Source organism: Paenibacillus radicibacter, from assembly GCF_024721995.1.
GTDB classification, from domain to species: Bacteria; Bacillota; Bacilli; order Paenibacillales; family NBRC-103111; genus Paenibacillus_AM; species Paenibacillus_AM radicibacter.
On record NZ_JANQBC010000013.1, the window covers coordinates 111,831 to 128,579 of the forward strand.

General features: G+C 43.0%; 20 protein-coding genes. 13 read left to right on the forward strand and 7 right to left on the reverse strand.

Annotated features, from left to right (window positions below; all coding sequences use genetic code 11):
• Positions 1–93 precede the first annotated feature (93 nt).
• Positions 94–840, forward strand: coding sequence for a hydrogen peroxide-dependent heme synthase (hemQ, locus tag NV379_RS21625; RefSeq protein ID WP_258209424.1), 747 nt, complete (start codon positions 94–96; stop codon positions 838–840).
• Between the two features lie 279 nt (positions 841–1,119).
• On the opposite strand, the gene NV379_RS21630 is transcribed toward hemQ, so the two are convergent.
• Both NV379_RS21630 and NV379_RS21635 read right to left on the reverse strand, forming a co-directional pair.
• Entirely contained in the window at positions 1,120–1,395 is a 276-nt protein-coding gene (locus tag NV379_RS21630) for a hypothetical protein (protein ID WP_258209425.1), read from the reverse strand.
• A 2-nt stretch (positions 1,396–1,397) separates the two neighbouring features.
• Entirely contained in the window at positions 1,398–2,591 is a 1,194-nt protein-coding gene (locus tag NV379_RS21635; RefSeq protein WP_258209426.1) for an NAD(P)/FAD-dependent oxidoreductase, read from the reverse strand.
• A gap of 328 nt (positions 2,592–2,919) precedes the next feature.
• Between NV379_RS21635 and NV379_RS21640 the strand changes: the two genes are divergently transcribed.
• A complete protein-coding gene (locus NV379_RS21640) occupies positions 2,920–3,927 on the forward strand; it encodes an NAD(P)/FAD-dependent oxidoreductase (protein ID WP_308860318.1) in 1,008 nt (335 codons plus the stop codon).
• Between the two features lie 84 nt (positions 3,928–4,011).
• On the forward strand, positions 4,012–4,263 hold the full coding sequence (locus NV379_RS21645) for a hypothetical protein (RefSeq protein WP_258209427.1): 252 nt from the start codon (positions 4,012–4,014) through the stop codon (positions 4,261–4,263).
• Here the strand turns inward: NV379_RS21645 and sda are convergent.
• The 3 genes from sda to NV379_RS21660 all read right to left on the reverse strand — a co-directional run bounded on the left by sda (position 4,237) and on the right by NV379_RS21660 (position 5,562).
• Positions 4,237–4,359 (reverse strand): sporulation histidine kinase inhibitor Sda, encoded by a 123-nt coding sequence (sda, locus tag NV379_RS21650; RefSeq protein WP_308860319.1) that lies wholly within the window; start codon positions 4,357–4,359, stop codon positions 4,237–4,239. The two genes, NV379_RS21645 and sda, sit on opposite strands and share 27 nt — an antisense overlap.
• A 564-nt stretch (positions 4,360–4,923) precedes the next feature.
• The gene (locus NV379_RS21655) at positions 4,924–5,283 is read right to left on the reverse strand and encodes a HesB/IscA family protein (protein WP_258209429.1); all 360 of its coding nucleotides are present in this window, start codon (positions 5,281–5,283) and stop codon (positions 4,924–4,926) included.
• 87 nt (positions 5,284–5,370) lie between these two features.
• Entirely contained in the window at positions 5,371–5,562 is a 192-nt protein-coding gene (locus NV379_RS21660; RefSeq protein WP_258209430.1) for an aspartyl-phosphate phosphatase Spo0E family protein, read from the reverse strand.
• A gap of 268 nt (positions 5,563–5,830) precedes the next feature.
• Here NV379_RS21660 and mqnE point away from each other — a divergent pair, with 268 nt between their 5' ends.
• Both mqnE and NV379_RS21670 read left to right on the forward strand, forming a co-directional pair.
• Positions 5,831–6,931 (forward strand): aminofutalosine synthase MqnE, encoded by a 1,101-nt coding sequence (gene mqnE, locus NV379_RS21665; protein ID WP_258209431.1) that lies wholly within the window; start codon positions 5,831–5,833, stop codon positions 6,929–6,931.
• A 53-nt stretch (positions 6,932–6,984) separates the two neighbouring features.
• A complete protein-coding gene (locus NV379_RS21670) occupies positions 6,985–8,049 on the forward strand; it encodes an NAD(P)/FAD-dependent oxidoreductase (RefSeq protein WP_258209432.1) in 1,065 nt (354 codons plus the stop codon).
• Positions 8,050–8,065: 16 nt separating this feature from the next.
• On the opposite strand, the gene NV379_RS21675 is transcribed toward NV379_RS21670, so the two are convergent.
• Complete coding sequence (locus NV379_RS21675) at positions 8,066–8,320, reverse strand: YuzB family protein (protein ID WP_258209433.1); 255 nt, start codon at positions 8,318–8,320, stop codon at positions 8,066–8,068.
• Between the two features lie 110 nt (positions 8,321–8,430).
• On the opposite strand from NV379_RS21675, the gene NV379_RS21680 reads away from it, so the two are divergent.
• Positions 8,431–8,679 carry a NifU family protein gene (locus NV379_RS21680; RefSeq protein ID WP_258209434.1) on the forward strand — a complete coding sequence of 83 codons (249 nt, stop codon included), beginning with the start codon at positions 8,431–8,433 and terminating at the stop codon, positions 8,677–8,679.
• Positions 8,680–8,744: 65 nt separating this feature from the next.
• Here NV379_RS21680 and NV379_RS21685 read toward each other — a convergent pair whose 3' ends face one another.
• Positions 8,745–9,800, reverse strand: a complete 1,056-nt coding sequence (locus tag NV379_RS21685; RefSeq protein ID WP_258209435.1) for an FAD:protein FMN transferase — start codon at positions 9,798–9,800, stop codon at positions 8,745–8,747.
• Between the two features lie 233 nt (positions 9,801–10,033).
• Between NV379_RS21685 and NV379_RS21690 the strand changes: the two genes are divergently transcribed.
• The 7 genes from NV379_RS21690 (at position 10,034) to NV379_RS21720 (ending at position 16,749) form a co-directional block, all read left to right on the forward strand.
• Positions 10,034–10,432, forward strand: a complete 399-nt coding sequence (locus NV379_RS21690) for a NusG domain II-containing protein (protein ID WP_258209436.1) — start codon at positions 10,034–10,036, stop codon at positions 10,430–10,432.
• A complete protein-coding gene (locus NV379_RS21695; RefSeq protein WP_258209437.1) occupies positions 10,416–10,964 on the forward strand; it encodes a Gx transporter family protein in 549 nt (182 codons plus the stop codon). Before NV379_RS21690 ends, NV379_RS21695 begins: the two co-directional genes overlap by 17 nt.
• 16 nt (positions 10,965–10,980) lie before the next feature.
• Complete coding sequence (locus NV379_RS21700) at positions 10,981–11,817, forward strand: energy-coupling factor transporter ATPase (RefSeq protein ID WP_258209438.1); 837 nt, start codon at positions 10,981–10,983, stop codon at positions 11,815–11,817.
• Entirely contained in the window at positions 11,793–12,668 is an 876-nt protein-coding gene (locus tag NV379_RS21705; protein WP_258209439.1) for an ATP-binding cassette domain-containing protein, read from the forward strand. The genes NV379_RS21700 and NV379_RS21705 overlap by 25 nt, the downstream gene beginning before the upstream one ends.
• On the forward strand, positions 12,668–13,459 hold the full coding sequence (locus NV379_RS21710) for an energy-coupling factor transporter transmembrane component T family protein (RefSeq protein ID WP_258209440.1): 792 nt from the start codon (positions 12,668–12,670) through the stop codon (positions 13,457–13,459). Before NV379_RS21705 ends, NV379_RS21710 begins: the two co-directional genes overlap by 1 nt.
• 62 nt (positions 13,460–13,521) lie before the next feature.
• The gene (locus NV379_RS21715) at positions 13,522–15,447 is read left to right on the forward strand and encodes a peptidase U32 family protein (protein ID WP_258209441.1); all 1,926 of its coding nucleotides are present in this window, start codon (positions 13,522–13,524) and stop codon (positions 15,445–15,447) included.
• A gap of 24 nt (positions 15,448–15,471) precedes the next feature.
• Positions 15,472–16,749, forward strand: coding sequence for an aspartate aminotransferase family protein (locus tag NV379_RS21720; protein ID WP_258209442.1), 1,278 nt, complete (start codon positions 15,472–15,474; stop codon positions 16,747–16,749).

Genomic DNA, 16,749 nt, shown 5'->3' on the forward strand with positions numbered 1-16,749 from the left:
GTCCATTGAAACAGCCCACTTATTTCGGGTACAATGGTAATGGTTAATAACTAATTGATAATGACTCTCAATATACAAGGAGGCTTTTTACCTATGAGTGAACCTGCCCAAACGTTAGAAGGATGGTATGCCCTGCACGATTTCAGAATGATTGATTGGATCTCTTGGAATGCCGCTACACCAAAAGAACGCAAAGCTGCTGCGGATGAATTAACTTCGTTCCTTGCGGATTGCAAAGCGATTGAGAATGATAAGCTTGGTTCCACAGCGTTCTACAGTATCGTTGGACAAAAGGCTGACTTCGTATTCATGCATTTGCGTGAAACGCTTGAAGAATTAAATGAGCTTGAAACACGTTTCAATAAATCATTGATCGCACAATTCACGATCCCAACGTATTCTTACGTGTCTATCGTTGAACTTAGTGCATACCTAGCTAAACCAGGTACAGATCCAATGCAAGACCCAGACATTTTGGCTCGTCTAAAGCCAACATTGCCACAGGCCAACCACATCTGCTTCTACCCAATGAACAAGCGTCGTGACGGCGAAGATAACTGGTACATGCTTGATATGGCAGATCGTTCGAAATTCATGCGCTCTCATGGCATGATCGGACGCAACTATGCAGGTAAAGTGAAACAAATCATTACAGGCTCTGTCGGTTTTGACAACTGGGAGTGGGGCGTAACGCTATTTGCGGACGATGCACTTCAATTCAAGAAGCTTGTGTATGAAATGCGCTTCGATGAAGTAAGTGCGCGCTTCGGTGAATTCGGTGACTTCTATGTGGGTAACCGCTTAGATGAAGCGAAACTTGCGAAGATGCTAGACATTTAACTTGAGAAGCGCGTGTTCAAAAAGTTTGGTCACTACAGAGAAAAAAGCACTTAATGCTTACGAAGTGGCTTTCCAAGGAAAGCCTGTGAGTCTCAATCGTGAATTTTGAATTTATTTAATTGTATTTTCACGATTTCAAAGGCGAACACTTCGTTCCTACAGTGCATCTTTCTCTTCCGCTTAACTTTTTGAACACACTCTTACAGACTTCTTGGATACAAAAAAGTCTTACCTTTGGCACATGACCTCCGGTAAGACTTTCTTTATCTTCGTATGCGGTTATTCATCGTCTTCATCTGCAATCGCTCGAAGCTGAGCTTCCATCTCTGCTTTGCGTGCGAGATACTCTTCGGTATCCCGATCACGCTGCCGACCCTTCTCCTTCAAGCGTTCAATCGCGGGAAGAATAAGAATGTCGATCTCTTTTTGCACAGTGGCGACAAGATCATAACGATTCTGCTCTTCAAGATAGTGCCCTACATCGAATAACGCGTTATATCGATCAAGTTCATCTCGAGTCAGTAGTCCTCTAACTTGCACACTACAATGGCGCATAATTAAATAATTTTACCTTTCTTAATCACAAGTGGCACGCCGCCAATAATGAACAAGTAACGGTTATCGATAACCTTCTTCATAAGAGCTGCAACGTTACCTTTGATCTTGCGAGTTCCGACTACACCTACTGCTTCACCTTTACCTAAAGATGCAACAACACCTTTATTTACGAACGTGAATGATTTTAGTTCAGAACCACGAATCGAACCGATCAAGTTTTGCGCAACGACAACACCTTGTTGGCAAGCGATTTGTGCCGTTGGCGGGTAAGGACGATTCTCAGGGCTAATTACTAGAGAAGAATCACCTAGAACGAAGATATTATCGTAGCTTGGTGCACGCAAGAACTCGTCGACTTTAATACGTCCACGCATCGTCTCGAAGCCTGCTTCGTCTAGCAAGTGATTACCACGGATACCACCTGTCCAGATGACAGTACCTGCTTTGATGAACTCATCACCAGCAATTAGTACGCCTTCTGGTGTACATTCTTGAATCGCAGTCGCAATCTTGAATGTCACGCCTTTATCGCCAAGAACGCGCATTGCATACTCAACAAGTTCAGGGTCAAAGCCTGGAAGTGCAGTCGGTGCTGCTTCAATGTTAATGATCTGAACAAGACCTGGATCAACGTCGAACTCTTTACAAAGTTCTGGAACACGGTCAGCAAGCTCACCAAGGAACTCGATTCCTGTAAATCCAGCACCGCCGACAACGATTGTTAGTAGTTCTGGATGTTCTGGCTCACGCTTATACTTCGCGAATTGATACTCGATATGCTCACGAATGTGACGAACCGAGTTAATACTGCGAATGTTCATTGCATGTTCTTTAAGACCTGGAATACCGAAAGTTTCAGGCTCTCCACCTAGACCTACTACAAGGTAGTCGTAGGAAAGTGTGCCATCTTCAAGCGTTACTTTCTTATCTTCCAAGTTGATATGTGTAACAGTTGACTTCACGAAGTCAATCTTGAATTCATCAATTAATTTCGTAATATTTACGCGCGAATCTTCTGGATTACCAGTACCCGCTGCAGGAATGTGTAAAGATGTTGTAATATAGTGATAGTCGTGTTTGTTAACCAACGTCACATCTGCTTCATTATAATTTAACGTTTTTTGCAAACGTAATGCCGTTACGACTCCGCCGTAACCTGCTCCTAAAATAACAATCTTAGGTATTCTACTCATGTTCCACAACTCTCCAATTTATCGTATTTTTTATTATTGTGAAAATTTACACATTGTTGCCTAAGGTAATATGTTCTTTGTGATATTTATCATAGCAATTTTTTAAAGCAAGCGAAAAGGGTAAATTATTCCATGGATTAGATAAAGTCCAAAGTGTATCATATAATTTCCTTTTCTAAATATCAAGGCTTTTTTTGCGCGTATTGTAAAAATTCTAATTATTATTTTCACATTCGTTTTCATGAAATCTAGAAATTGTATTTTATTTTCTTCTTCGGAAGATTTATAATGAATAACTGATGTGCTATTCCCTTCGGAGGTGTTTCTATTGACAGTCATTCAAAGCGACGACAATCAAATCGTAGATATTATCATTATCGGTGGTGGACCCGCTGGTATGTTCGCGGCGTTTTATGGTGGAATGAGACAAGCTTCCGTCCGAATCATCGAGAGTATGCCACAACTAGGCGGACAGCTTGCGGCCCTTTATCCTGAAAAATACATCTATGATGTTGCAGGTTTCCCTAAGGTGACAGCGCAAAATTTGGTAGACAACTTGAAAGAGCAAATGAAGCTTTTCCCTGATCTACAAATTAGCTTAGAAGAAAAAGTGGTTTCCGTTTCCAAAAAAGAAGAGCGTTTATTTGAAGTAACAACAGATAAAGGCGTTCACTTCAGCCGCTCCATTATTATATCCGGTGGCGTAGGCGCGTTTGAACCACGTCGTCTAGAGCTTACAGAAGCTTCGCAGTATGAGAAGAAGAACTTGCAGTACTTCATTAGTGATCTGAATGCTTATGCAGGTAAAAAAGTATTAATCTCTGGTGGCGGCGACTCCGCAGTGGACTGGGCGTTAATGCTTGAGCCAATCGCTGAGCAAGTGACACTGATTCACCGCAGAGACAAGTTCCGTGCGCACGAGCACAGTGTAGAGAACTTAATGAACTCCAAAGTGAATGTCGTAACACCTAAAGAAATTACGAAGCTTCATGGTGGAGACTTCATCGAGCAAGTCACTCTTACGGATTGCAAATCAGGTGAGGAAATGACACTTGATGTCGATGCGGTCATCGTTAACTTCGGTTTCGTATCTTCCCTTGGCCCAATTGCAGAGTGGGGTCTTGAGATTGAAAGCGGATCTATCGTCGTTGATTCTCGCATGGAGACGAATATCCCTGGTATTTTTGCAGCAGGCGATATTACAACTTACCCTGGTAAGCTGAAACTTATTGCTGTTGGATTTGGTGAAGCACCTACTGCGATCAACAATGCAAAAGTGTACATCGATCCTAAAGCGAAGTTATCCCCAGGACACAGCTCGAACCTCAAGTTCTAATTCAATTGTAACAAATAGCTTTCAATAAAAAAGGGTATTCTAGCCTTGTTCGATGTAAGAATCGATTACAAGGAGGAATACCCTTTGTCTTATTTTTGTGAAGTATGTAATGGTCTTCAGCAACTCACCGCAAATTGCCCGCATTGTCATGCAGAAGCACAAGACTTCGGTCCCTATAATGATTACTTAGGTCCCTACTCTCCTTATCGGTCCATGGATGTGTTGTCGTTCTCCAATGGCTTGACCGACTTATCGCAGCATACGTGTCTGCACATGATGAGTTGTCCACTTTGCGACCATACCTTCCAGTTATCTGTATATGTACGTTCTTACTAGTTTTAATTTACGTCGTTTGATTTCTCTAAGCAGAAGGTCAATAAACTCATGCTCAAGCCTTAAATCAACAGCCTGATAAAAGGAACTGAGAAGCATTTCATCGCTTATAATTCTCAATTTAACCACCTTTTTCCATTTAAAGTATCATCATACTATCATGGACAAAAAAATAGAACAAGCTGGGCTTATCCACAGAATATTGTGAATATTTTGTTGATTAAATGTTGATAAATGTCGTAACGCTTGTTACTCTGCTTGGGGTTATGTGGATAACTATTATACACAGGTTGTGAATTGTTTTTGCGATTAAAAAATATAATTTGAAAACATGTACTGAATCGTATTATTTATTAAATACGATAAACGAAGAGCATGTTCAAAAAGTGGGACACTGCGAATAAAAGAATCACTTAAATGCTTACGAAGTGGCTTTCCTTCGGAAACCCTGTGAGTCTCAATCGTGGATTTTGAATTTATTTTATGGTTATTTCACGATTTCAAAGGCGAACGCTTGGCTCCTCCAGCGATCCTTTTCTTCTCCATTTAACTTTTCGAACACTCTATACCGTATAAAAAAACCTCCTGCATTCATGCCGCTTACCGGGCACAAACACAGAAGGTTCGATATAAGCCGTTCCAATAAGACGTCACACTTCAAAATTAATCATCACACTTCTCTGGTGCGCCTTCTTCTTCTTTATGTTTGAAGGACTGTCCACAACCACAAGATGCTACCGCATTCGGATTGTCAATCGTAAAGCCTCCACCCATTCCTTGGTCCTTAAAGTCAATCTCAACGCCGTACAAGTACTTCGCACTTTCCTTGTCAACAACGACCTTCAAGCCATGCAATTCGAATTCTTTATCTGACGGTGCTTGCGCATCATCAAATCCCATTCCATAAGAAAAACCGCTGCAACCCCCTGCAGTTACGCCTAGACGTAAGAACAAGTTAGGTACTTCTTCTGCGGCAAGCATTTCCTTTATTTTATCAGCTGCTGCTTCACTAATTTGAATCATAGAAAAAGCCTCCTATCACACTTTTCATCTTACCTACTCTAGTATACCCCGAAATAATAAGGGGCTCAAGCAGGCAGAACATCCATCTCAGTACTTCTGTAAGTGTAAAGAGGCGATATAGTACTCCATAAGTAGTCGATCTAATCTTTTACTGCAAATTTGAACTTCCGGATGCAAGAAATCATATTTCGTTCCAAGCGAAACCATGTGACTACGCATTGCTTCAATCTGTCTATTCAGATCAATCAGCAATTCCTTCTGATCGACAATCGCTAACACTCTCCATCACCTTTCATACTAAAATAAAGTCCGAAGCCTCCTACATAATGTCAAAGTATACAGGAAATTCGATTGATTTGGAATCCAGAATTCCACTTTTTTCATATTTTTTCCCTAATATTTGACGCATGGCGCACACAACCTACTAATAAAATGTCAACAGTTCTGTATTGCCCCACTTTATTGATAGGTTTATAATAGGATGGATTATTTATGTACGTTTAACCAATGGATAGTTTGATTGAATACAAATGAAGGAGGCTATGTGATGAATGTAATCCTAAGCAGCCCTGACCAGAGAATGACCGAGATTTCTGAAAAAGTACAACGTGGTGAACGTCTAACGAAAGAGGACGGCCTATACCTGTATCAATCTGATGACTTGCTGACGATTGGACAATTAGCGAATATGGTGAACTTACGTATGAATGGAAAGAAGGTCTATTTCATTGAAAATATGAGCCTTTATTTCACCAACGTATGTGAAGCACATTGTGCGTTCTGTCATTTCCGCCGTGATGAAGGTGAAGAAGGTGCTTACACACTTTCTGCGGAAGAAATTTTCCCGTTCATTGATCAACATTATCACCCAGACATGAGAGAATTCCACATTACAGGCGGACACAATCCGAACGTCAACTTTGAATACTATGTGGACTGCATTCGCGGACTCAAAAAGCAGTATCCGAATGTAGAGATCAAAGCGCATACGGCTGCTGAGATCGAATTCTTCTCCCGCATTTCTGGTCTTAGCTACAAAGAAGTGTTAGAAACCCTGATTGAAGCAGGACTTGGAACACTGACTGGTGGAGGCGCAGAAATTTTATCAGAGCGTTATCGCAAGAAAATGGGTGTAGGTAAAGCAACGACTGAGCAATGGCTTGAAGTACAGCGCGTAGCCCACAGCCTTGGCATGAAAACACATGCAACGATGCTATATGGTTCTATTGAGACGATGGAAGAGCGCATTGAGCATATGATTCAATTGCGTGAACTGCAAGACGAAACCGGTGGTTTCCTAGTGTTCATTCCGAACTCTGTCCAACCTGCGTCAGTGAATGCAGGCATTAAGCGCCGCGTATCTGCATGGGATGAGCTTAAGACCATTGCGATCTCTCGCCTCATGTGTGACAACATTCAGCATATCAAAGCATATTTCATTAACATGGGTACGAAGATTACTCAAATTTCCCTTGCGTTCGGCGCTTCCGACGTACACGGAACGATTGTTCAAGAACGTATTTCTCACGCAGCAGGAGCAACATCCCCAGAAGGTCTTACTAAAGATGAGCTTATTTATCTAATTAAAGGTGCAGACCGTGTCCCAGTAGAACGAGATACGTTTTATAACGAAATCCAAACATACTAAGCCTGCGTAAGCGCAGGTTCAACACGATTCAAGATTGGGGAAGGATACAACATATGAAGAAGTTTGTTATTCTCGGCGGAGGTTACGGGGGACTTGCTATTGCACACCAACTGCTGGAAAAAGATTTGCCTGATGATGCGGTGATCGTCCTTGTTGACCGCATGCCATTTCAGGGGCTTAAAACCGAGTACTACGCACTTGTAGCAGGAACCGTTGCTGAGACGAGTCTTCGCACACCTTTCCCAGATGATCCTAGACTCATTTTGAGCTTTGGAGAAGTAACGGGTGTAGATCTTGAGAATAAGAAGATACTTTTCGCAGGTAAAGAACCGCTTGATTATGATTGGCTCACGATTGGACTTGGTTGTACAGATAATTACCACGGTATTATTGGTGCAGATCTGTACACCAATTCTCTTCAATCGTTCTCACAAGCTCGAAAAACATACCAGAATGTAAATGATGTAAACCCTTATGGTACAGTAACCATTGTGGGCGGCGGACTCAGCGGCGTTGAAGTCGCTGCTGAACTTCGTGAAAGTCGTCCTGACTTAAATATCCGCATCTTGGATCGCGGAGCAAGTATCTTGTCCGCATTCCCGAATAAGCTCCAGGAATTTGTTCGCAGTTGGATGCTTCAGCACGATATCGAAATGCGTTCACATGTTTCCTTGTGCCGCGTTGAAGGCTGTGAACTATACAATGGAGACGAAATCATTCTTGCGGATACAACGATATGGACAGCAGGCATTAAGCCAAGTCCAATTGTCGAGGCATTGGATGTAGCGAAGGATAAGCAAGGTCGAGTCGTTCTTAACGATCTCCATCAGATTCCCGAATACCCAGAGGTGTTCGTGGTTGGGGACTGCGCATCGCTTCCTTTCTCCCCTAGCGGTCAAGCTGCAGGTGCACAAGGCAAGCAAATTGCAGATATTATGGATGCGATATGGAGAAATGAGAAGCCGCGCATCGGCAAGATCAAGCTTAAAGGCGTGCTCGGCTCCTTAGGTAAGAAAACGGGGTTCGGTATTATGGGTAAACGTACGGTTATGACAGGTATGGTGCCTCGCGTACTGAAGAATGGTGTACTTTGGAAATCCAAGAACCACTTCGGCTAAGTTTATAGCATCGCGCCTAGAAATCGAATAAGTTATCCATCTCTTCAATTTCTTTAATTTTATGAATAATCAAGTCATATAACTCATCCGCTGTCACAGCGACAACCGTTTCACCATTTACTAATGCGTATGGGCTCAAGTAACAGCCCCCGCAATTGCCAAGACAACCGTATTCAAGGACATCATAGTCCGGATTTTCTTCTAACTTCTTCATCACTTTATCTGTGCCATGATGCATATTGGAAGCACAAAATTCGATAATCGGTCTCATAACTCGTCCACCTTCAAGGAAATAATAATTAAGTATCGCATAGGACAACAGTTATTTTCAATTGGCAGATGAATGTAATATAATAAGGATTAAGAAGGGAGTTGGAAAATATGTCTGAAAACACACAAAGCGTAAGTCAATATGATGAAGTGCTTGAGGTTCTTGATAAATTACGTCCGTTCTTGCAACGCGATGGCGGTGACGTTGAACTTGTTGACGTAGAAGATGGTATCGTTAAGCTTCGCCTTATGGGTGCTTGCGGATCATGCCCAAGCTCAACGATTACTCTTAAAGCAGGTATCGAACGCGCACTTGTTGAAGAGGTTGAAGGTATTCACGAGGTCGTTCAAGTATTCTAATACTTGTTCTTTATGTTAAAAAGGAGTGCAAGCTGGCGACAGCTTATGCACTCCTTTTTTTCGTATTAATTCGCCCACTGGAACTTCTTATCGGTAAGTTCAAACTTCTCTTTAATTCCCGTTGTCGCATAAATTTTGTTCTCATTCGTAATGAATAACGCCTCTACACCTTCGAGTGAATTCATTAGTTTGAGTCCCTCTTCAATCCCAAGAGCGAATGCGGTCGTCGATAAGGCGTCTGCATCGGTTGAATGCTTCGTCACAATCGTGACGCTGTTAATGTTATTTTTCACAGGATAACCCGTATGTGGGTCTAAGATATGATGATAATGAACCCCATTTTCCACGAAAAATCGCTCATAGACACCTGATGTCACAACCGTTTGATCGGTAATTTTCATCTTTCCAATCTGATTGCCGCGTGCTTGATTCGGATCTTGGATACCAATGTTCCAAGGTCTGTCCTCTACTTTCGATCCAACTGCATAAATATTTCCACCTAAATCAATAATAGCACTATCCATGCCATGATCTCGTAAGTAATCTGCGAGCTTGTCAGCTGCATAACCTTTGCCAATACCGCCAAGGTCAATGCTCATGCCTTCTTTATTTAATTTAATCGTGTGATTCGCTTCATCAAGCGTCACTTCTTTATAGTTCACCAGTGTTGCGGCATGCGCAATCTCATTCTTCGCGGGAACATGCGCGCCTTCTTTACCGATCTGCCACAAGTCGACAAGCGGCCCAATAGCAAAATCGAAATAGCCTTTCGACAGTTCGGAATAATTGAATGCTTTCTTCACCACATCGAATGTTTCCTTGGATACTTGAACAGCTTCCTTACCTGCTTGTGCATTCACCTTATTCAATTCGCCGCCTGCATGCTCGCGGTTCATCTTCAGGTCGATATCTTTCATCAGTTCATGCATTTCTTTAAAATGCTGGTCCGTGACTTTCTTACTGTATACCTTTAACGTCACTAATGTATCAAAAATAAAATACGATTCAACCTTCGGCTGATCGGTTTTATCGCTCGCACTCTTGCCGCCACAGGCAGTTAGAAGCAACAATGACAGACATACGATCACGCTCAGTACTTGTTTCTTAGTTAGCATACCCATACATTTCCTCCGACGTTCTCATATTTGGGGTCATTTTAACAAACATTACTTGATAGTCGTTATGAAAGATGTCACAGCCAAAATCATGTTTTTAGTCTTCGCTATGCCATACTTCCTAGCGAGTTTAAAAATATTGGTGTATAATGTTGAATGTTAAAAGTATGTACATTTTTTCACATATTATTTGGAAATCTATAATTTTTAGAAACTTTTTAGAAACTAGAGGTACTTACATGAAACTTAAACGTGGCGATATGATCCTCATCGCGGTTGTACTCATAGGAGCATTGATCTTTATGGTACCCCGGTTTTTTGCTGGTGATGATAGCGAAAAATTACAAAACATGAATACTTTTGCCAAAATATCAGTCGATGGTAAGCCGTTTAAGACAGTTGAACTGACTGAGGAAGAGCAATTCGTCGAAGTAAAGACGGAACGCGGATACAATAAGCTGCGCATACATAATCGTGGCATTGAGATGGCAGAAGCCGACTGTCCCGATGATGTGTGCTTTACCTTCGGTCATATTACGAAACCCGGTCAGACCATCGTCTGTCTCCCCAATCGTGTTCTAGTCGAGATTATCGGAGAGAGCAAGGGAGGAGATGATACGGATGCCATCGTCCAATAATGATTCTACTACGGCACTCAAGAAAGTCATCATTCTCGCTATCTTCGCTGCTGTTGCCGTTGTGCTAAGCATTGTGGAAGCAATGATTCCTGTGAGTTTCTCCATTCCCGGTGCAAAGCTCGGTCTTGCGAACATCATGGTACTGACTTGTCTATACTTCTTAAATGGCAAAGATACGCTAACCCTAGTTGTACTCAAGACGATCCTGACATCGTTCATATTCGGAACATTCTCCAGCTTCCTATTCAGTTTCTTCGGGGCAATGGCAAGCTTCGTTGTGATGTATGTCCTGATGAAACTTGGACGTAATCAGCTTAGCCTGATCGGAATTAGTATTGCTGGTGGTCTTGCCCACAACACGGGTCAATTAGCAGCAGCCATGATTGTCTTAAAAAGCAGTGCGATCTTCTACTATTTGCCAGCGCTTATGCTGACAGGCATTGCGACTGGTATTTTTGTCGGGATTGCCGTGAAATATTTAGTCAATTCGCTATCCAAATTGTCGCTGTTCGAGGCGTTTAAACCTGAATAGCCAAAGGGGGACTTTCATGGAGCAGCCCATCATTCAAATGGAGCATGTATCTTTCGCTTATCGCGCTGAAGAGCCCCTGATCCAAGATGTAACGTTTGATATTCCAAAAGGACAGTGGGTCACGATTGTCGGGGCGAACGGCAGCGGAAAATCAACACTAGTAAAATTGTTAAATGCTCTCTTATCCAAAAAAGAAGGTCGAATTCACATTGCCGGAATAGAACTTGATTCCAGCAGCAAGTATGACATCCGCAAGCAGATCGGTTTTATTTTTCAAAATCCAGATAATCAGTTTATTGGACAATCCGTCAAAGATGACATCATCTTCGGATTAGAAAATTTGGGTCTATCGCAAATTGAGATGGATAAGCGCATCCATAAGTACGCAGGTAGAATGAACATTACCCACCTGTTGGAGAAGCATCCTGGGCAGTTGTCAGGCGGTCAGAAGCAGCGAGCAGCCATTGCGTCCATCTTGGCGATGGAACCGAACATTATTGTGTTCGATGAAGCAACCTCGATGCTCGATGAACTCGCAACGCAAGATATGATTGCGATTATGCAAGAAATGCAGGCTAGCGGGCAATATACGTTAATCTCGATTACACATGATATGGACGAGATTGCAGCATCAGATCGTGTACTTGCGATGGAAAGAGGCTCGATTATCGCAGATGCATCTCCGCAAGAACTGTTTAAACAAGATCATGTGATGCATCGCTGTCGCTTAAAGAAGCCTTTTATCCATGATTTGATCGAACAATTGCACAGACGCGGCGTACGAATTAACAGTAATCCCACTAATGAAGAAGAATTGGTGAAAGCACTATGGCAATTACATTCCAGCACGTAACTCATACTTATAAGACTGACCCGCTTCACAACTATTTAGGACTACAAGATGTGAATATACACATACAAGAAGGACAATTCGTCGGTATTATCGGTGCGTCGGGATGCGGGAAATCCACCCTACTCCAGCATTGCAACGGTATTCTACTGCCAACAGATGGAACGATTCAAATCTTAGATTATGAAATACGCTCTGGGCAGAAACTACAATCATTGCAGGGGCTGCGCAGGCGCATTGGTCTCGTATTCCAATTTCCTGAGCAGCAAATATTCGAAGAGACGGTAGAGAAAGAATTGATGTTCGGACCACGTAACTTTGGCGTATCCGAGGAACAAGCCAAGAAGCAGGCAGAACAAGCCTTACATGCAATGGGCCTTCCTCTTTCCCTGCTGAGTCGCAACCCGCTTCAGTTAAGCGGCGGACAGATGCGTAAAGTCGCAATTGCATCTGTACTCGTTATGAATCCAGATATTCTCCTACTTGATGAGCCGACAGCGACCCTTGATCCGCAAAGCCGTGAGGAACTTATTCAGATGCTTCATCACTTATGCAAAGATCAAGGCAAGACGATCGTTATCGTAACCCACCGGACAGAAGAGATTATTGACTACGCCGATGAATGGATCGTCATGAAACAAGGGACTGTCGTCTATCAAGGAAATATACAAGGGATGTATGAAGTATCTAAGCAAGGGGGCGATAAGCTAGATGTTGCCCTGCCTAAACCGCTTCGGTTCTGGCAGAAGCTAGAGGAGCAATTCGCAATTTCAAGTCAAGTGAATCATTATTCAGCCGCTCACCTTGCAGACCGAATCAGTCAACTTGTTAACGGTAAAGGAGGTTCCACATGATGCAGCAACGACTTATCATCGGCAGATTTATCAACACCGCTTCATGGGTGCATCACCTTGATCCCCGCGCCAAAATGACTGCGATGATGATCTATGCAGCCAGCGTTATTCTCATCGACACGTGGCAAGGTTTATTGTGGCTTGCGATCATTTCTCTTGCTGTGATGATCAGCACGAAAATTCCGCTCAAGCTGTTTATGCGAGGAATTAAGCCGCTTGCTCCGCTCATTATATTCATGATGCTGTTTCAATTCTTTTTTATAAAAGAAGGAGAACTACTATTTTCTTGGGGATTTATTCATGTTTACGACCAAGGCATTACACGCGGCATGCTGGCGGCAGGGCGGATGATTCTATTCGTGACGTTCACCGCTATTCTTACGTTCACGACAACACCGATTAAGCTTACACAAGGACTGGAAGGTATTCTTCGTCCGTTTACAATCATCGGCGTATCACCTCAAAAAATTGCACTCATGATCAGCATTGCACTGCGCTTCATTCCGACGATCTTAGATGAAGCCCAGAAGATCGTAAAAGCCCAAGCTTCACGCGGTGCGGATATGAAAGAATTACCTTGGAAAGACAAAGGGAAGATGGCAATTTCCCTGCTCGTTCCCGTCATGGTCAGTGCCTTTAAGAGGGCAGAGGATTTGCTTTATTCAATGGAGTCGCGAGGCTTCCAACTAGGTGCTCCAAGATCGAGCTATTATACATTAACTTGGCATCTGCAAGACACCGCCTTTATTGGCATTATGTTCCTTGCGATGGTCGGGATCATTTGCTTTTAAAGATACTCTATGATAATAATCACATTCGATAAAAATCCAGAAACAACAAGGGGGAACCTCACTTGGCACGTTATTTTAATGGAAAAGAAGTTGAACTCCTCGCTCCAGTCGGTACATTCGATATTTTTGAAACAATTATTCATACGAATTGTGATGCGGTTTACCTAGGTGGACCGAGTCTGAACATGCGTATGATGCGCAAAGGCTATAATTTCTCGTATGAAGAGATCGAGAAGGCAATTGAAATTGCTCATGGTCTGGATAAGAGAGTCTATATAACGGTTAACAACCTATTGAATGAATGTGATCTTGATGAAGCACAAACATACTTCCAGTTCCTTGATCGGGTTCAGCCTGATGCTATTATTTCACAAGATTTCGCCGTATTTAAGCTGATCAAAGAAATGAACCTTAATATTAATGTCCACTCTTCTGTCATGATGAACGTTCATAATTTAGAGATGATTGAGCTTCTGAAAGAGCTTGGTGTTACACGCGTCGTAACTTCGCGGGAACTTGATCTTCAGACGATTAAGACACTTCAACAAGCTACAGGTATGGAGATTGAATACTTCGTACATGGTGACATGTGTACCGTTAACGGTTCGAACTGCTTCACAAGCTCGATGATGTTCGGGTTTAGTAGTAACCGCGGCAAGTGCCTCAAGCCATGCAGATGGGAATACCGCATTAAACGCGACGGTTATGTATATCCAACCGAATACCCGCTTGCAGCAAAAGATATGTACATGTACGAACATATTCCTGAACTTATTGATGCTCATATTACTTCTTTCAAAATCGAAGGTCGCATGCGTGACAAAGAATTCTTAACGATGCTTGTGAATAGCTATGGTGAAGCCATTGACCGTTACATTGAAGATCCAATCGGATATAACCGCATTCAAGATCGTGACCTATTAACAGAAAATCGCAAGCGCGACTTCTCTACTGCATTTGCATTTGGTAAGCCTGGTCTATCTAATATCAACCGTCGCTATGAAGGGACAGGTAAATTTTATAGTACAGGTAAAGTGTTCAGTACACCTACGGAAGAACGTGAGATTTCCGAAGATCGCATTGCGAAAGTCAAAGAAATCCTCAGCGAGAATACTAGTAAACGTGATGTGAAAGCAGCAGAGCTTAGCGTTCGCGTGAACAACATGGAACAAGCGAAGATGGCGATTGAAGAAGGGGTTCATCACATTTACTTGTCTGGTGATGTGTTCCTGCCAGATCTTCCTTTTACAAAGAAAGATGTTGAAGAACTTACTGCAATGAAAGCTGGCTCCAAGATTTATCTCGGCATGCCACGCATGATGAACGAATTGCAATTTGATCAATACGATCAACTGCTTGCGAATAACAAGCTTGATCTGGATGGATTACTTGTGACCAACAGTGGTGCTGTTCGCAAATTTAAAAAATACGGTTACCCGCTTGTTGGTGACTTTAACTTGAATATCTTTAATCATCTCGCAGCGGAGCAATATGCCGAATTCGGTGTCGAGCGTCTTGTTACCTCTCTAGAGTTACCGACAGACAACCTAAAGGCATTGCTTGAAAGTAGTACCGTTCCACTTGAAATGGTTGTTCATGGCTCTCCGGTTACGATGTACTTGGAGCATGATCTATATGAGAATACTGAAGTGATGCAGGCGATCGCAGAAGAAGACAACAAGTTCGTGGATAACGACTACCTTGTCCTTCTAACCGATAAAGGCGAAAACCCAGTTTATCGCGATCATCATGGGAAGAATCATCTTACCCTTGCAAAAGAATTGAACTACCTCCCACTCTTGCGTGAATTGAATCAAGTTGGTGCTACCCACTTCCGTATTGAAGGCTGTACGTATAAGACGGAGCAGCTGCGTACAGTTGTTCAAGCTTATATGAAGGCACTTGGTTCAATCGAAAAATGTGATCAAATCTACGCAGAGATGGAGCCTGTGTATGCAGGTTACACGTTAGGTACTTTGCAGTTTTAATCTTGGTATTGAGGAGTTGAACGCATGACTTACATCGGTCCTGAAGGCATTCTTGCCAAACGAAAAGCTTACTTCTACCCGTGTACCGCGCATTTTTACAAAAATCCACCGCAGCTTGTTCGCGGTAGCATGCAATATTTGTACGATGAACTGGATCAGCAATATGTAGATTTCTTCGCAGGTGTTTCCGTTGTCGCATGTGGGCATTGTAATGAGCAAATTACGACTGCCACAATCAAACAACTGCAACAATTGCAGCATACAACGACCATTTACCTCACACAGCCGATGGTTGATTTGTCGGAAAAAATGGCATCTGTCTTACCTGGGAAGCTAAACCGCACGTTCTTCTGCAACAGCGGTTCAGAAGCGAATGAAGGGGCGATGCTGCTTGCTCGATTATATACGGGCAAGAGTGGTTTTATCGCGCTGGAGAATGGACTTCATGGTCGTACGTACCTGACGATGGCAGTCACTGGCATTCCGATGTGGCGTGCAGACAGCAACTTGGATGATGTAGATGTATCTTTCATTCCAAGACCTTATGATACGAAGCTTACGCCAGATGAAGCGGCTACGCGCTCACTGGATGCACTGAAGAAAGTGCTTGAAGAGAAAGGCGATCAGATTGCTGCAATGATCGTTGAGCCGATTCAGGGCAATGGCGGGATGATCGTTCCTGTTCCTTGGTACTTCCAAGAAGTGAAGAAACTGCTAGAGCAATATAACGTCTTGTTAATCTCGGATGAGATTCAAACTGGATTCGGTCGTACGGGCAAAATGTTCGCGATGGAACACTTCGGTATTGTTCCCGACATCATGTCAATGGCGAAAGCGCTTGGGAACGGTGTTCCGATCTCTTGCTTCGCTTCAACCGATGAGATTGCTTCCGCATTCACGAAGCCTTCCGCTTCAACATTCGGCGGTAACCCTGTATCAGCTGTGACAGCCCTAGCGGTACTGGACTACATTGAGCAGGAGAAGCTGGCAAATCGTGCAGCGGATTTAGGCAAGATGTTGAAAGATCATCTAGTTGAGTTACAAAGTAAATATAGCAGCTTGATCTCTGACGTACGTGGACTTGGACTGATGCTTGGCATGGAAATGTGTGCGGAAGACCCAGCGAAGGGTGCTGTAGTGGTCGATCAAGTTCTAGAGATCATGAAAGACCGCGGCTTCATCATTGGTAAGAATGGCGTAAATCGCAATGTAATTGCGTTCCAACCGCCGCTTGTCGTGACGGAAGACGATATCAACAAGATGCTATCCGCGCTTGATGTGGCAATAGCTGCACTTGTGTAG

What these genes read in the sequence shown, in the direction of transcription:
- NV379_RS21710 (WP_258209440.1), top strand. Translation starts at nt 12,668, where the DNA reads ATGCAGCAACGACTTATCATCGGCAGATTTATCAACACCGCTTCATGG.
- NV379_RS21635 (WP_258209426.1), bottom strand. Translation starts at nt 2,591, where the DNA reads ATGAGTAGAATACCTAAGATTGTTATTTTAGGAGCAGGTTACGGCGGA.
- NV379_RS21655 (WP_258209429.1), bottom strand. Translation starts at nt 5,283, where the DNA reads ATGATTCAAATTAGTGAAGCAGCAGCTGATAAAATAAAGGAAATGCTT.
- NV379_RS21720 (WP_258209442.1), top strand. Translation starts at nt 15,472, where the DNA reads ATGACTTACATCGGTCCTGAAGGCATTCTTGCCAAACGAAAAGCTTAC.
- sda (WP_308860319.1), bottom strand. Translation starts at nt 4,359, where the DNA reads ATGCTTCTCAGTTCCTTTTATCAGGCTGTTGATTTAAGGCTTGAGCAT.
- NV379_RS21705 (WP_258209439.1), top strand. Translation starts at nt 11,793, where the DNA reads ATGGCAATTACATTCCAGCACGTAACTCATACTTATAAGACTGACCCG.
- hemQ (WP_258209424.1), top strand. Translation starts at nt 94, where the DNA reads ATGAGTGAACCTGCCCAAACGTTAGAAGGATGGTATGCCCTGCACGAT.
- NV379_RS21685 (WP_258209435.1), bottom strand. Translation starts at nt 9,800, where the DNA reads ATGGGTATGCTAACTAAGAAACAAGTACTGAGCGTGATCGTATGTCTG.
- NV379_RS21680 (WP_258209434.1), top strand. Translation starts at nt 8,431, where the DNA reads ATGTCTGAAAACACACAAAGCGTAAGTCAATATGATGAAGTGCTTGAG.
- NV379_RS21690 (WP_258209436.1), top strand. Translation starts at nt 10,034, where the DNA reads ATGAAACTTAAACGTGGCGATATGATCCTCATCGCGGTTGTACTCATA.
- NV379_RS21695 (WP_258209437.1), top strand. Translation starts at nt 10,416, where the DNA reads ATGCCATCGTCCAATAATGATTCTACTACGGCACTCAAGAAAGTCATC.
- NV379_RS21670 (WP_258209432.1), top strand. Translation starts at nt 6,985, where the DNA reads ATGAAGAAGTTTGTTATTCTCGGCGGAGGTTACGGGGGACTTGCTATT.
- NV379_RS21700 (WP_258209438.1), top strand. Translation starts at nt 10,981, where the DNA reads ATGGAGCAGCCCATCATTCAAATGGAGCATGTATCTTTCGCTTATCGC.
- NV379_RS21630 (WP_258209425.1), bottom strand. Translation starts at nt 1,395, where the DNA reads ATGCGCCATTGTAGTGTGCAAGTTAGAGGACTACTGACTCGAGATGAA.
- mqnE (WP_258209431.1), top strand. Translation starts at nt 5,831, where the DNA reads ATGAATGTAATCCTAAGCAGCCCTGACCAGAGAATGACCGAGATTTCT.
- NV379_RS21675 (WP_258209433.1), bottom strand. Translation starts at nt 8,320, where the DNA reads ATGAGACCGATTATCGAATTTTGTGCTTCCAATATGCATCATGGCACA.